We start from the raw sequence: 15,285 nt of genomic DNA, 5'->3' as shown, positions 1-15,285 counted from the left end.
ACTTACTACCGTTTTTGTTTTGAGTTCCCGCTAATCCGCGATGAACCTTTTTTTTATCTAAGATCACGGTGTTTTTTTTAGGTTAATAGTAGACACAAAAAAGCCCTCGAAACCGGAGGCTTTCATTACATTAAAGTTCAAAGCATTTCACGATCCTACTAGGCAGCATCATTTTTGATTAACTCGGCTAGCACCGAAAGATCATTGCCGAGATCAACCGAAGCTCCCATTTCCGTTGCAATACCTTCAACCACTATGGTTTGAGTATCACTGCCGCCATTGATTGGAATCGATAGTGCGATATCGTCTACATCAACAGACACTTCAATCATGCCAAGCAGCTCGGCCATTTGAGTTTCATCTTGTGGGTCTTCAAGTAGATCATTGAGGTCAATCAGATCACCGGCGCCCTCCGTATAAAGCTCAAAGTCTTTAATGATATCGGTCCCATTGTCGAGCGTAGAGTCTAGCCAAGTGAAGATGTTGTCTCCGCTATCTCCAATCAGCAGATCGTTGCCTGACTCGGCATACAAAGGTTCATTACTCGCTGCACTAATAACGTTATATTGCTGCGGTTCTTCGATATCTATGGTGACCGTCTCTACCGTGCTTTCTGCGCCATTAGAGTCGACCGCGACATAATCAAACTGCGGGTCTTCAGTTACCGCCTCGTTACCTTGGACATAGCGTAACTCCCAACTGCCCCCTGTCGATGACAACTCCATTCCAACGATCGGATTATCTGGTGATGAATAACTGAAATCATAAAGTATTTGGCTGTTTCCGGTGTCTCCGGGGTCTTTCTGATACTGCTCTGTATGCGTTGTACCATCAGCAAAGGTATAGAGTACTTCAACATAAACATTACTATTGGTGTTAAATGAACCACCCAAACCATCTAGACCAAAATCAACAACCCCTAATGGATTATTTGTAAAATCGAGGACTAAGGTCTCCTGTTTGTTCATACCTCTACCATCGGTATCACCAATACCAAAACCGACATGAGACTGTTCACCTTGATACTGTTTCAAAGGCTTATTATTGTTGTCTTCAATCGTAACCGTAATCGTATTGCCGTTATCTAGGGTAATAAGTCTCTCGGTTGGCGACACCGCGACGCCCCAATTATAGAAACCATCAACGAGCTCTGGCATATCGTCAGGGTCACCACTGAAGCCCATTTCAAACATTTCTCCAGGCCCGGCAACGAAGCTGATATTGTTTGGGACAAACAACACACCGTTGTCGACGTCAGACTGCACAATTTCTCTCGTGACACCATTTTCATCGGTATACAAAAGGCTGCCGTTGGTTGGCAAACTTTCTATCCGAATATTAAGTGGAATGTCGTCATGATCATCTTCTATATCTGAGATGTAATCTGGCATGCCGCCATCTTCAGAATCGAAGAGAATAGGTATAATCGCGTCCTCATCATTAACGACCGTAAAGCTGGTCGCTTCAGGTGCGTCATTGACACCATTGATTGTTATCTCGATAACATGCTCTACACCATCGATGGCGGTGACGACATATCGCTCAATAACCGTGTCGTCATCGTTCAAGTATTGAACCGCATCGTTATCAACGACATAACTCCATGCCCCTTCAGGAGTAATCGTTAACATTCCTAGTGCAAGTGCATAAGTAGATCCAACAGGGGTAAACACGCCATTAGGTTTAAATGCAGGCATGTCACTGGTGTCGACGTCAGTAACCGTTAAAGTACCAGACACCGAGAGTTCGTTGGTATCTTCATTGACATCGACGTCCTCTGTCACTTCTCCCACGTCAGAGTCACCTTCCCCAACCGTAATCTCAGATGGGTCATCGGCACCGTTGATGGTGATGGTCACTTCACTTGTGGTTCCGTCAATCGCAGTAACCGTGTAAACCTCGTTGACAAACTCATCATCATCGAGATACTGCACATCATCGTTGTCGACGACGTAAGTCCATTCGCCATCGTCGGTAATGGTCAACATACCCAACGCAATATCATTGGTCGAACCTTCAGGATTAAACGTTCCGTTAGGTTGAAAAGCCGCGACATCGTTAGCATCAACATCGGTAATCGTCAGTGTTCCCGTCGCCATCAAGTCGTTACTCTCCGGGTCAACATCGACATCTTCCGTCACCTCACCCATGTCTGAGTCACCTTCTCCGACAGTAATTTCGGATGGATCATCAGCACCATTGATGGTGATAGTTACTTCACTTGTGGTTCCGTCAATCGCAGTCACCGTGTAAACCTCGGTGACAAATTCATCGTCATCGAGATATTGCACATCGTCGTTGTCTACGACGTAAGTCCATTCGCCATCGTCGGTAATGGTCAACATACCCAACGCAGTATCATTGGTCGAACCTTCAGGATTAAACGTTCCGTTAGGTTGAAAAGCCGCCACATCATTAGCATCAACATCGGTAATCGTCAGTGTTCCCGTCGCCATCAAGTCGTTACTCTCCGGGTCAACATCGACATCTTCCGTCACCTCACCCATGTCTGAGTCACCTTCTCCTACGGTAATCTCGGACGGATCATCGGCACCGTTAATAGTAATGGTCACTTCGCTCGTGGTTCCGTCTATTGCAGTAACCGTGTAAACCTCGGTGACAAACTCATCGTCGTCAAGGTATTGCACATCATCGTTGTTGACGACGTAAGTCCATTCACTACCATCGGTAATGGTCAAAAAACCCAGAGCGGTATCATTGGTCGAACCTTCTGGGTTAAACACACCGTTTGGTTCGAAAGCAGCGACGTCGTTATCGTCGACATCGGTGATGGTTAGCGTCCCTGACGTCGCTAAGTTGTTGCTCTCTTGATCAACATCCACATCCTCAGTCACTTCTCCTGTGTCTGAATCACCTTCACCAACGGTTATGTCAGATGGATCATCGGCACCGTTAATAGTGATAGTCACTTCGCTAGTGGTACCGTCACTGGCTGTCACGGTATAAACCTCAGTAACGAATTCATCGTCATCCAAGTACTGAACATCGTCGTTGTTAACTACGTAAGTCCAAGCACCATCAGGGTCGATGCTCAATACGCCTAGCTGTGATTCGTTTGTTGAACCTACGAGGTTAAACTCACCGTCAGCTGAATAGGTAGGAGTGTCGCTGTCTACATCTGTAATTACGATCTGACCAGACGTCACTAATTGATTGGTGATCTCATCTACATCAATGTCCTCAGTCACACTGCCCGAGTCATCGGTAGCGACTGCCGCATCATCAGTACCAATGATGGTGACGGTGATGACTTGTTCGCCACCGTCGGAGGTTTGCACTGTCGTCGTATCTTGAATTTGCTCGCCATCAGCAAGTTCATCAAATGGACTGTTAGCCACGAATGTCCACGAGCCATCCTCATTAACGACAAAAGACCCGAACCCATTTTCGCCTTCCGCATCTTTGGCGATAAAGGTAACGTCCGGATCGTCAATGGTTAAAGCGCCCCCGGTTTCAATAGGCTCATCCTGTTCAAACTCAATAACGTTGGTTTCACCTGAAACAAGCGCAAGAGCAATGATATCGAAAAGAGCAATACTTTGAGTTTCGGACAGCCCTTGAGATTCAAGTCCGTCAGTTTCAAAGTTTGTTGAAGCCAGAGTTTCAGCCCCTGTACGTTCAATCCTACCGCTGTTGGTTAGACTTGAGCCTTGCTCACCTGCTGCGGCATCAAACTCTTCACCCAATTCTGTTGGATCAAACCCTTCTTCAATAGCACGTTGAACTTGAGCGATCGCATCATCAGTGTCTATCACGTTTTGCTGACCTTGGTCATCGACAAACCGTGCAGAAACGTTTGGCACGCTCTCTTCAGTTGTTTCGACAGTGACAATGACGTCGCTAGCAGCTGGTTGCTCGCCCGGAGGCAAACGTCTAACTTGGCCTTGAGCGTCGAGCACTATAACGCCGTTCGCAAGACCTAGTATACTTAGGTTGATATTTCCCATATCCATATTCCCACTTCTGCCCAGAACACACCAAACGCGGATCCAATCCCACTCTGCGCTGTGGCTATTTCCTACAATAAATTTAGTAGTGGCATTATTGATAATCAACTCACTAAAGACATGGAAATGCGATGCTTTTTAAATTAGTCAATGGCAATAGCGACTTACATTCAAAAAAAAACCAACAAACTTCGCATTTTTTTGCAAATGTCCTAAGCTTCGTTTAATACCATTCACTCAATTCAACGGTAAACGTAGGTTGGGAAACGGATGAGGCATTGAAAGTAGAAGGAGAGCTACTTTGAAATTGTTTAAATTATCCATAATGTGTTGCTTAGTTGCTGCAGCACCACTCGCCGCTCAAACTCTGGAACAGTCTGTGGCTATTACCCTGGCAACGAATCCAGAGATAAAAAGCATCTTTAACGAATATGTGAGCGTGAAAAAGCGTAATGACGCCTCTGGTGGGGCATACAGGCCGAGTATCGACCTTGATGCCGGTATTGGTTATGAAGGTATAAACCCTGCACCAAATAACGGTCCAGACACGGATCTAACAAGAAAGGAAGCAACGATTTCCCTCACTCAACTGCTGTGGGATGGTTCTTCGACTCTGAACGATATTGACCGTACTGCTGCAGAAGCCGAATCAGTTCGTTTGCAATTGATAGCCGATGCCGAAGACAAAGCACTGGAGGTAACACAAATATATCTCGACGCAGTAAAAGCGACTGAGGTACTGGCGCTGTCAGAAAGTAACCTTGCGATACACAAGAAAATCTATAAAGACATAAAAAAACGAGCGAGTTCAGGCATAGGTTCTACCGCAGACGTTTCGCAAGTAGAAGCTAGGATTGCAAAAGCTCATGGTAACTTATTAGCCGCCCAGAATAATTTGATCGACACACATACCCAATTTAGAAGAGTTGTAGGACAAGAACCGCTAGGTCTGATTTACCCAAGGGCCGACATATCTTGGATTCCACTGTCATTGTCAGATGCCCTAGTTGACGCTTTAGATAAACACCCTGTAATTAAAATAGCGGCGGCAGATGTCGACGCAGCACATTTTCAATATAAACAGTCCAAAGGCGTAAACTATCCTACATTCTCTATCGAAGCGTCTCAGTCATGGCGTGATGATGCAGGAGGCGATGAAGGTTCAAGTCAAGAGACGCTCGCAATGTTGAGAATGCGGTATAACTTATATAACGGTGGTGCAGACAGCGCCAATTCAGAAGCTTCTGCTTACCAACTCAATAAGGCGAAAGATCTTAGAGATCGTGCTTATCGCCAAGTCGAAGAAGGACTTCGTCTCTCATGGAGCGCCTTAGATCTCACACTGCAACAGAAAAACTTTTTATCCGACCATGTTGATTCAGCTTCAGAAACCGTTATCGCCTATGAAAAACAATACCGAATAGGTAAACGTACTCTGCTTGACCTGCTCAATACTGAGAACGAACTGTTTGAAGCCCGCAAAGATTATCTGGATGCCCATTACTCGGAGCAGTACGCTAAATACCGAGTGATGAACGCTACAGGTTCTTTATTGAATGCTCTGCTGGTTGATATACCGGAAGAGTGGACAACGGCCGTGGAGTATTAATGATGAAAATAACTTACTTATTACTTCCCGTATTAACGATGACTTTATTTGCCTGCTCCAATCAGCAACGAGAAACCTACATCGAGACGCCCGAAGCTGAACAAATTGCCGATCTACAAGACGATGATAAAGATGGTGTAGTAAACGCGCGAGATACCTGCCCTGGTACACCAGAAACATCACAAGTCGACAATGATGGCTGTGGTGAAACAATTCGAGCAGAAGAAGTACGACAGCTGAAAATACTCTTTGCTCATGACTCATTTGAAGTAAACCCAATATTTTCTAGCCAAATTAGCACCATGGCAGAGTTTCTTGAAAACTACAAAAGCGCTTCAATTGAAATCCAAGGTTACGCCAGTAAAGTGGGCTCCAACGAATACAACTTAGACTTGTCAAAGAAACGAGCAAACAATGTACAAGATGAGTTACTTTCGAATGGTATAGAACCAGAGCGCGTGAGAATTGTTGGCTATGGTGAAGAACGCTTAGAAAACGATGGTGACGATCCTACTTCACACGCACTGAATCGTAAGGTAACCGCGACCGTAGTTGGGTTAAGTGAGCAGATCGTTGAAGAGTGGACCATTTTTACCACACTAGAAAAGTAACGTGACATCATCACTGAAAGCGCAAGATGTAAGGTAAATTCGCTTACAAATACAGCTTAGCTTCAAGATCAATAAAGCCGTGATAGGGTTACCCATCACGGCTTTTTGTTCTTTGTCGTCACATGAATCGTAAAGGTGATTCTGTGACTCTTCTTGCTACTCAGAAATTGACTTGTTACTCAGTGAGTAGGCTCCCTCTTAAGCGAACCTACTACCGATTATGCTTTTACCTACCAATTATAGCTTTACTTCTTGATGCTTAGTTTTCGGTAGAGAAATACTTAGCAGGAAGTAACCTAAGATAGCTGCGGTCGTTGAGCCCATCAGGATACCTAATCGAGCAAGCGTATCAAAATCTGCGTTCGTTGGACCAAATGCTAGCGATGAAATAAAGATAGACATCGTAAAGCCAATACCACACAACACAGATACCGCGAAGATGTTCATGAAGTTCACACCTTCAGGAAGCTTAGCGATGCCCGTTTTCACAGCACCCCAGCTGAATAGGAAGATACCCAGAGGCTTACCAACCAATAGACCCATAGCAATACCAAGAGGTAGCATGCCTGTAAGGTTTGAAATTGAGATGCCTTCTAGTGAGATACCTGCGTTTGCAAATGCGAAGATTGGCAAAATTGCAAAAGCGACGTATGGGTGCAGAGCATGTTCTAGATGTTTCAGCGGAGAACGCTCTCCTTTATTGCCTTTCAGTGGGATAGCAAAACCAATGACTACACCAGCCAATGTTGCGTGAACACCTGACTTCAATACTGCGAACCACAGAATTGCACCAACAATAAGGTAAACACTCAGCTTAGTTACATGCTTGTTGTTTAGCATGAACAGCACACCAGTTGCAATGAAGCCAACCGTTAGTGCAAGCGTCGATAGATCACCTGAGTAGAACAGTGCAATGATAACAACAACCCCTAGATCATCGATAATTGCCAACGCTAGTAGGAATACCTTCAAGCTTACCGGTACACGGTTACCAAGAAGAGCCATGATGCCCAATGCGAAAGCGATATCAGTTGCCGCTGGGATAGCCCAACCTTGAAGCGCTTCAGGGTTACTTGAATTGAATAGCACGTAAATAAGTGCAGGAGCTAGCATACCACCCACCGCTGCGATAGCTGGGAAGATTGCTGTCTCTTTAGACTTTAATGCGCCTTCTAACAGTTCGCGCTTAACTTCTAAGCCAATTAGAAGGAAGAAGACAGCCATTAAGCCATCGTTAATCCAGTGTGATACAGACATACCAAGAACATAGCTGTGCAGTACCCCTTGGTACATTTCGTTCAATGGTGAGTTTGCTACAAACATTGCGATCGCCGCAGCGATGACTAGTATGATGCCGCCAGCAGATTCCAATTTAAAGAAGTCACGGATGACGTCGGTCATGATTTCGCCCTTATATTTATTATTTAAATAAACGAATAACAAAGAATAACCACGAGTTTATATCCAAGCTCTATCGATAGATAATCACTTCTTCGGATGTTTAACTTCGGTTTTTCCTACAAATACTAAACAATACGTCGTATATTCCATAATGTTGTTATGCACCATGAATTAAGTATAGATGAGTTCACCAAGGCTGTATGCACAAATAATTCGAGGGTTGTCGGAATATCAAACATAAAAAAAGGCTATCAAATGATAGCCTTAGGTGTTTTTTAGTAGCCAGTTAACTGCATAAAGCCTGTTGCTTCATGGCTTCCGCTCGCCATAATTGGCCCTTCCCAATAGGGTATGACAAAAGGCAGCCACATATCCCTACGTTTGATACGCGTAGTGAGATTGATATCGTGTTGTGGCACGTTAATAATCCATTGGAGCGGCATTCTTCTGCCATTCATTAGCGTCGTATTCTGTAATGGCTTGATAGAAATGTCGGAGTCCGTTAGCTGATACACTTTGCCAGAACGAGTTGCTAATGTTCCAAAAACATAAGGCAATTGTTGATTGTGGCGATAGCGGTTAATGCTCAGTGCAGTACCGTCATCGAGATTAAACACGAACCAATCCCAGCCTTGCTGACCGACTCCGAGTAAACCACTGCCCCACTCTTTATGCACCCACGCAGTACCTTCGACTTCTTTCGTTACACCGTCGAGATTCAAAACCCCACTCAAAGATAAAAACGGAGCGCTGAAGTTATAAGACGCGACAGGCAATAAGTCGTGCTTTTTCTGATAGCCGTTATCGCCGTTGAGCACGTATGGCCCTTTCGCAATAGTGTCGAGTTCAAGGCCAAACGTATCGGTTTGTACTTGAAGGCGACCTGGAAACGGTGTGTTACCCAGAGCACGCCAGTTCCAGTTATCAATCCAAATTCTAAATGGATGACTGGTCATACCCGCCTGTCCAATGCCGCCACGCGCCAAACGCTGCTCTTTCCAAACCTTAGATTCAGATGAAATCACAACATTTGAAATATAAGCCTGTGGGCTTTGCCACCCCCGAGTTTCTCTCTCGTCAGTTGCTATACGAAAGAAGCTCCACTGTACCGAGTACTTTTTCCCATCATCCCCTTTTAGAGACGCAAAATAATGCCACCACTCATGCTGGAATTCTGGGTGGAACTGGAAATCACGAGGCAACGAAACGCCTCGGTCTGGCAATACAGGTTCAAACACATTGAAGTGCTCACTGACAAGTACTGAATTAACCTCATTCTCGCCCTTATCGCCAACATCGACAAAATAGGAATAGTAAGCCCAGACACCTAAAATAGTGCCAAAGAAACCAATCAGTAATAGAGCAGAAACAAATCGGTGTCTGAGTTTTTTTGAGCCATTTCGTTGAAGCATATTAAAGCGCATCCCTCAGTGATTTCATCGGTGTGTTCCGAATCATTCTCATCACTGGCAATGCACCAGCTAACATTAATGCTGCCATAGCCCACGCAAATGTCTGCAAATAGTCCCAAGGAATCACTTGTAATTCGAGTGACCACCCAAAAGACTGCTTAATGACAATATCGACGATCAAGCTGGCTAACGCCAATCCGAGCGGGATAGCAATCAAGGAAGAAATAAGTCCGAACACAAACAACTGCAAGCTGCCTGTAAAAATCAGCTCTTTTGCCGAGACCCCTAAGCAACGTTGCAATGAAATATGCCTTTGTCGAGACACTTCACCCGCAACCGTCGCGAAAAAGATGCCGAAGACCGCGATGACCAAAGTGATGTTACCCAATGTATCAGCTATCGCGAATGTTCTATCAAACACTCTCATCGCCTGACTGTGAATATTGTTATTATCAAAAATACGCTCAGATCCAAGCCTGAATACGCTTTCCAATCGACTTCGAAGTCCTACGGAATTGACATCATCTTTGAGTATGACGCCTAGACCGACATTTCCGCGTCCAGCAAACCCAGATAGCCAGTTTCGATGTGACATCATGACTTGATGGTAAGGGTTGCCATAATCGTAATAAACACCAACAACCTGCCAACCAGAGCCAAGACTGTCATAAAGGTCTATATAGTCGCCTGGGCGAATCCCTAACTTGAGAGACATCGATTCACTGATCAACACACCTTTCGAATGATGCAGGTGGTACCAGTAATTCGGAATACCTAACTTGATCGTCAGCGCTTCTAATTCGCCTTCAGAAGGACCAGTACTGACCACCTGGGTACTTCCGACAGGGGAAGCGACATCTTTCTCCCAACGCCACCAAACTGAATCGACTTCAGGCTGTTCTGACAGCCAATTACTCATACGTGCAGCGGCGTTGTTGGTTGGGTAAATGTAAAGGTCTGCAGCCAAACGCTGTGTTAGCCATTTATCGGTGGTATCCCTAAAGCTACCCACCATGGTTTCTACACCAATATTCGCTGTTAACGCTAGCATGAACGCCATTGTCGCCACACCACGATAACTCATGCTTGAAGCGGCATCCGCAAAGAACCAGCGAGCACGAACCCAACGCAGTGAATAAGACAAACTGTTGAACAGCTTCCACATCAAGAAAGGCGTAAACAAAGCCACACTGACGAGCATCAGGGCAATAATCGCAAAACCAGATTCTTGCGTTTGTGGGGCTTGATACACAGCGACAGCTGCAACCAAGAAACCACAACCAATCAATGCTTGCCAAGTAAACTCAGTGCCAGCAAAACGCATCAAAGATAAACGAGATGACAAACGAATCGGTTGCGACCTCAGCAAACGAACCAATGGCCATGCACACGCTAGGAATGCACCAAGCAACGCCATTAATAAGCTATAACCACTCCAACGCCAACTCCAGCTAAGGGTTAAGCCCACATTCGCATCGTAAAGATCACCTAAACTCGAAGAAACGGCAGGTAACAGTTGGTTTGCCAACATGACACCGAATACATTGCCGCAGATCCAGCTCAGTAAAACCAATAACAATAACTCTAAGCAAAGCGCTTTAGTCAGTTGCCAACCAGACACACCTGTTTGTCTCAAGATTCCGACGAGTGGTTGTCGCTGAATGAAAGACAGCGACATCGCTTGGTAGAAAATAAACAAGCCAACGACAAACGACAGCATGCCCATCGCTTTTAGATTTAAGTGAAAAGCGCTAGTCAATGACTCAAGCTCAGCTTTAGAGCTGCGAGAGATTGTCAAACCATTGGGCAACATGTTTTTAAGACGTTCAAACTTCTCAGGAGACATGTCTGAACACGCAATCACGGAAAGCCCTGCACTGCGTTTAAGCATTCGGAGCAAAGATATATCCGCAATCAACCTTGTACCATTAATCAGGTTATTTTGGTCAACTACCACAGGACCTAGCTCTGAACCATCCATCAGTGGAATGTAGTCCCCATCCTTCCATTCCATATGTTCAGCAAGATCATCACTCACTAGGATCGGATATGGTGGTTTCATGAGATCTAACGTGGTGAGTTCTTTTAGGGCAGCACCAGGCTGAAGCTGAAGCATAGAAACAGGGTCTATGCCAATAAGCATAAAGTTTGCACCATTTTCATCAGTGATACTATGGTGGTCAAAAGGAGAACACTGCTGAAAGCCTTCACGACGAAGCTGAATGTAAAAACCTTGCGGGATTTTATTCGCGTTATGTTTTGGTCGAATACGGTAAGGAAGAGGATTCGAAAAGAGTTTTTCGCCATGCGTATAACTTTGCTTGGCGTGTTGGTTGATAGCGGTAACACCAACCAAAAGTGATACGCCTAGGGTTAAACCAAGCCATACCAAGATAATCTGAAGTGGGTAACGTCGATAGTGACCAAGTAGCGCTTTAACTACGGGCCATAACATGCAGTTGCCCTCCTTGTAGGCGAATTCTGCCATCCATATGCAATGCAACTTTCTCACTGTGTGTCACCAGCAATAATGTACATTCTAATTGGCGGGCCAAAGAGGTCAGCAAACGCATCACCGCTTCCGCATTGCGCTCATCAAGGCTTCCCGTTGGTTCATCGGCCAACAAAATTTTCGGTTCCATATACAAGGCACGAGCAATCGCAGCACGTTGTTGCTGGCCACCAGACGCTTCTTCAGGGTAACGACCAAGCAAAGGCATCAGGTCTAAAGCAGAAAGAATCTGTCTCCAGAGCCCCTTATCTTCAGGTAAACCTTTTAACTGGCGGCAAAAACGGATGTTGTCGGCAATGTTAAGCGTTGGTAGCAAGTTGAATTGCTGGAAGATATGACCGATGTTGTTTCTACGATAAGCGGTGCGGTCACGCTCGGTCGAGTCGTGCATATCGAAGTGAGGGAAAGCGATTTCGCCTGAATCGGCGAGGTCTAAACCCGCGATAAGATTCAGCAAAGTACTCTTACCAGAGCCACTTTCTCCCATTAATGCCAGCTGATCACCTTGGTTTAATGTTAATTCAGCACCTTGCAAAACAGGGTGAAACTCCCCCCCATCGACATAGCCTTTACACAGGTCTGACAGCTTTAACATTAAACAGCTCACATTAGTTAGAATTTGGAATGAGAATCTACACTAATTCCCTGTTAGGAGGAAGTATTTTGAAAGATAGATCACACACCAACGATAAAGTGATGGGGTTGATGCGCTCTACTTCAATTTCCTATCAAGTTTTTAATCCATTTTCTTGTTTTCATGCGATAGAGCGACCCACCCCACTTAAGTACTTCTTCAGTGAGGAAAAGTAGATATATCCACTCAGGTGGAAACTTCAGATAGATAGCAGCAATCGCGGCGAGCGGAATACCGATCACCCATTGGGCAATCAGGTCTTGATAAAGGCAGAACTTCACATCACCGCCCGCTCTCAACACACCAACAATGACAGTCAGCGGTACCGATCGGATAACAATACCCACGCTTAAAATTAGAATGAACTTTTCTGAGAGGGCTCTGGTTTCTTCCGTCAGTGCACTAAAAGCATTCAGTATTGGCGTTTGTACGAAGTAAAGAAAAATCGCGACCACGATACTGGTCAAGAAACACAAAATCGTTAAGCCTAACGCTTGGTAATAAACCGCTTCATTATTCTTTGCGCCAAGTTGATTACCCACCAGAACGGCTGCCGCATTCGAAAGGCCAATCAGTAAACTCAGTGAGATAGATTCAACCGGCGTCATCACTGACAGTGCTGCCAGTCCTTGAACGCCCGATTGCCCCATGATCGCGTGGTAAGCAAATAAGCCACCTGCCCACGCCAAAAAGTTAAACGTCGTCGGCAGCGATAACTTTAAGAAGCGAACCACTTTTTCAATCGAAGCTGCTGCTTTTATATCGCATAACTTGAAAGCCAAGAGATGCTTTGAACAATAAAGATAGCCAAACAAGGTCGCCACTTCGATTGCACCACTCAACACTGTCGCAATCGCTGCGCCTTTGATTCCAAGTGCAGGAAAGCCTAAGTTACCGAAGATCAGCACCCAGTTTAAGAACACGTTAGACAGGATACCGATACCGCTGAAGAAGGTGCTTAGCCCGGGTTTGTGCATCGCTCTCAAACCTACAGCCATACTGCTAACGCACGATACAGCTAGCATGCTAAACGAGGTGATAACAATATATTCAACACCAAGGTTGATCACTTCTTGGGAGTCAGTCGTCACACCCATGATTTGTGCGGGAAATGAAACGAAGAAAACAATAGTTAGTAATGCAAACAGTGTTGAAACCAGCCAAGTCAACGCCGTACTTTCTCTGACGCCTTGCTTGTTACCTGCTCCCCAATATTGCGCAGTCAATAACGCACCACCCGTGGTGACACCCACCAGCATAATGGTCGTGACAAACATTGCACGGCTCGCAACCCCCACTGCCGCAATGTCTGCTTCCCCAAGCTGACCTAACATCAACACATCGACTAAGCCTCGGCTTGAAAACATAATGCTCTGCAAAGCAATAGGCAAAGCAATCGCAATAAGCCTACGAACAAAATCACCTCGAGTGTGATGAATAATTGAAGAGAGCAACATAGAGATACCTAAACGGAACGTATTGATGAATAAAGATAAATATCGCGCTATTATATCAATGTTCGGTTTTTAACCACAGATATAAATGGAGTAACAATGAAGAAAGTACTGGTTTTAGGCGCTTCTGGATATGTTGGTTCGCAGCTCCTCCCTCTCCTGCTTGAGCAAGGCTATCAAGTCACAGCTGCAGCAAGGCATATCGACTATTTAAAAGCACGAACAGAGCCTCACGACAACTTGTCACTTGAATACCTTGATCTCGCAGATCAAGCTGCGACACAAGCGCTCGTCCCTGACTTTGACCTTATTTTCTTTCTTGTACATGGAATGGCTGAAGGCCATGATTTCATTGATTACGAACTCAACTTGGCTCGTAACTTTGTTTCGGCTCTTGGGCCAAAAAACCAACACGTCATCTACCTCAGTTCGCTTCAGCCACAAACGGGTGATTCAGAGCATCTTCAAGCGAGAAAACAAACCGGACAACTGCTTCGTAAAGGACCAGTACCGGTGACCGAACTTCAAGCAGGCGTGATCATTGGCCCCGGCTCTGCGGCGTTCGAGATCATGCGAGACTTCGTGTACAACTTGCCTATTATGATTGCGCCAAAATGGGTCGACTCTAAAGCCAACCCTATTGCCTTGCAGAACCTGAACCACTATCTACTAAAACTCGCACAAGACACGCCTAGCGAAAGCCAAACTTTCGAGGTTGGCGGGCCAGATATTGTCTCTTATCGAAATCAATTTGCTCACATTGCCAAAACAGCCGATCGTCCACTCAGGCTGTGGGCGACATCGCTACTCACACCGCAAATTGCGTCTTATTGGCTAGGCGTGGTGACTTCTGTTCCGTCCAACATAGGCAGAGCGCTTCTCGCGGGCTTAAAGCATGACTTTATTGCCAGTTCGACCATCATTAGAGAAAAGTACCCTCAGAAACTTATCTCATTCGACAGCATGGTTGAGCAAGCGATTCATTCTGAAGGCAACTTCGTAAAAAGTAATGTTTGGGGCTTTGACAAAACCGCCTTCAAGCGCTGGCAAGCTGGGTATGGCTATTACCCGAAGAAAACAGGGGCAAGTATCACCTCAAGCGCATCCTTAGATTCCCTCTGGCACGTTGCTCAGCAAATAGGAAGTCCGAAGCAAGGTTACTTCTTTGCTAATGCTCTATGGCGCACACGCGAATGGTTAGATCTTCTCTTTGGCGGTGGTGTGCCGGTTAGACAAATGCCTGAAGGACCGACCCTAAAAGTCGGTGATAAAATCGATTCGTGGAAAGTCATTCGTTGTGAAGAAAACCAGTTTTTATCTCTGCTTTTCGGCATGAAAGGCCCGGGGTTGGGGCGACTCGAGATTACCGTCTCTGACCACGGTGATTCACGTGAACTGAACATCTCGGCTTGGTGGCATCCAAAAGGCTTTTTAGGCTTACTGTATTGGTTCGCGATGATGCCAGCTCACCTGTTTATCTTTAAAGGCATGGTGAAGGCGATTGAGAAGCAGACTAAAGAGCAGATGAAGGATTAAAGCAGATTCGAGATCCGGCAACGAGATACGAAGAAATTAAGAGCTATAGATGAGACTCCCTCCACAGCTTCTTGCTAGAAAAAGACCGTCATTTAGGCGGTAATGCCGATCAGTTAAAGCCAAAGTGATCGGTTGAAGGATCCTTCCG

The 15,285-nt window shown here is 45.4% G+C and carries 9 protein-coding genes; 3 read left to right on the top strand and 6 right to left on the bottom strand.

Annotation, left to right across the window (positions count from 1 at the left end):
- Positions 1-158: 158 nt before the first annotated feature.
- Positions 159-3,968, bottom strand: coding sequence for a VCBS domain-containing protein (locus ACED53_RS20915; RefSeq protein ID WP_017101461.1), 3,810 nt, complete (start codon positions 3,966-3,968; stop codon positions 159-161).
- A gap of 301 nt (positions 3,969-4,269) precedes the next feature.
- On the opposite strand from ACED53_RS20915, the gene ACED53_RS20910 reads away from it, so the two are divergent.
- On the top strand, positions 4,270-5,577 hold the full coding sequence (locus ACED53_RS20910) for a TolC family outer membrane protein (protein ID WP_012604242.1): 1,308 nt from the start codon (positions 4,270-4,272) through the stop codon (positions 5,575-5,577).
- Positions 5,577-6,188, top strand: a complete 612-nt coding sequence (locus ACED53_RS20905) for an OmpA family protein (protein WP_032499350.1) — start codon at positions 5,577-5,579, stop codon at positions 6,186-6,188. Before ACED53_RS20910 ends, ACED53_RS20905 begins: the two co-directional genes overlap by 1 nt.
- A gap of 237 nt (positions 6,189-6,425) precedes the next feature.
- Here the strand turns inward: ACED53_RS20905 and nhaA are convergent, their stop codons facing one another.
- The 5 genes from nhaA to ACED53_RS20880 form a co-directional block, all read right to left on the bottom strand.
- Positions 6,426-7,589 carry a Na+/H+ antiporter NhaA gene (gene nhaA, locus ACED53_RS20900; RefSeq protein WP_029222855.1) on the bottom strand — a complete coding sequence of 388 codons (1,164 nt, stop codon included), beginning with the start codon at positions 7,587-7,589 and terminating at the stop codon, positions 6,426-6,428.
- Positions 7,590-7,864: 275 nt separating this feature from the next.
- Positions 7,865-9,013, bottom strand: a complete 1,149-nt coding sequence (locus tag ACED53_RS20895) for a lipocalin-like domain-containing protein (protein WP_017101459.1) — start codon at positions 9,011-9,013, stop codon at positions 7,865-7,867.
- Complete coding sequence (locus tag ACED53_RS20890; protein WP_009847079.1) at positions 9,003-11,456, bottom strand: ABC transporter permease; 2,454 nt, start codon at positions 11,454-11,456, stop codon at positions 9,003-9,005. Before ACED53_RS20890 ends, ACED53_RS20895 begins: the two co-directional genes overlap by 11 nt.
- Positions 11,437-12,108: an ABC transporter ATP-binding protein gene (locus tag ACED53_RS20885; protein WP_009847080.1), complete on the bottom strand. Its 672-nt coding sequence runs from the start codon at positions 12,106-12,108 to the stop codon at positions 11,437-11,439. Before ACED53_RS20885 ends, ACED53_RS20890 begins: the two co-directional genes overlap by 20 nt.
- A 122-nt stretch (positions 12,109-12,230) precedes the next feature.
- The gene (locus tag ACED53_RS20880) at positions 12,231-13,604 is read right to left on the bottom strand and encodes an MATE family efflux transporter (protein WP_017101458.1); all 1,374 of its coding nucleotides are present in this window, start codon (positions 13,602-13,604) and stop codon (positions 12,231-12,233) included.
- Between the two features lie 96 nt (positions 13,605-13,700).
- On the opposite strand from ACED53_RS20880, the gene ACED53_RS20875 reads away from it, so the two are divergent.
- Positions 13,701-15,137, top strand: coding sequence for a DUF2867 domain-containing protein (locus ACED53_RS20875; RefSeq protein ID WP_069591834.1), 1,437 nt, complete (start codon positions 13,701-13,703; stop codon positions 15,135-15,137).
- Positions 15,138-15,285: the final 148 nt, after the last annotated feature.

It is taken from the genome of Vibrio sp. 1F169 (assembly GCF_041439605.1).
Lineage (GTDB): Bacteria > Pseudomonadota > Gammaproteobacteria > Enterobacterales > Vibrionaceae > Vibrio > Vibrio tasmaniensis_A.
The sequence above is the reverse complement of the archived record's forward strand: the minus strand, read 5'-3'. Positions and strand labels throughout refer to the sequence as shown.

Coding starts and splice junctions, on each gene's coding strand:
- nhaA (WP_029222855.1), bottom strand. CDS start 7,589: ATGACCGACGTCATCCGTGACTTCTTTAAATTGGAATCTGCTGGCGGC.
- ACED53_RS20895 (WP_017101459.1), bottom strand. CDS start 9,013: ATGCGCTTTAATATGCTTCAACGAAATGGCTCAAAAAAACTCAGACAC.
- ACED53_RS20885 (WP_009847080.1), bottom strand. CDS start 12,108: ATGTTAAAGCTGTCAGACCTGTGTAAAGGCTATGTCGATGGGGGGGAG.
- ACED53_RS20890 (WP_009847079.1), bottom strand. CDS start 11,456: ATGTTATGGCCCGTAGTTAAAGCGCTACTTGGTCACTATCGACGTTAC.
- ACED53_RS20880 (WP_017101458.1), bottom strand. CDS start 13,604: ATGTTGCTCTCTTCAATTATTCATCACACTCGAGGTGATTTTGTTCGT.
- ACED53_RS20915 (WP_017101461.1), bottom strand. CDS start 3,968: ATGGGAAATATCAACCTAAGTATACTAGGTCTTGCGAACGGCGTTATA.
- ACED53_RS20905 (WP_032499350.1), top strand. CDS start 5,577: ATGATGAAAATAACTTACTTATTACTTCCCGTATTAACGATGACTTTA.
- ACED53_RS20875 (WP_069591834.1), top strand. CDS start 13,701: ATGAAGAAAGTACTGGTTTTAGGCGCTTCTGGATATGTTGGTTCGCAG.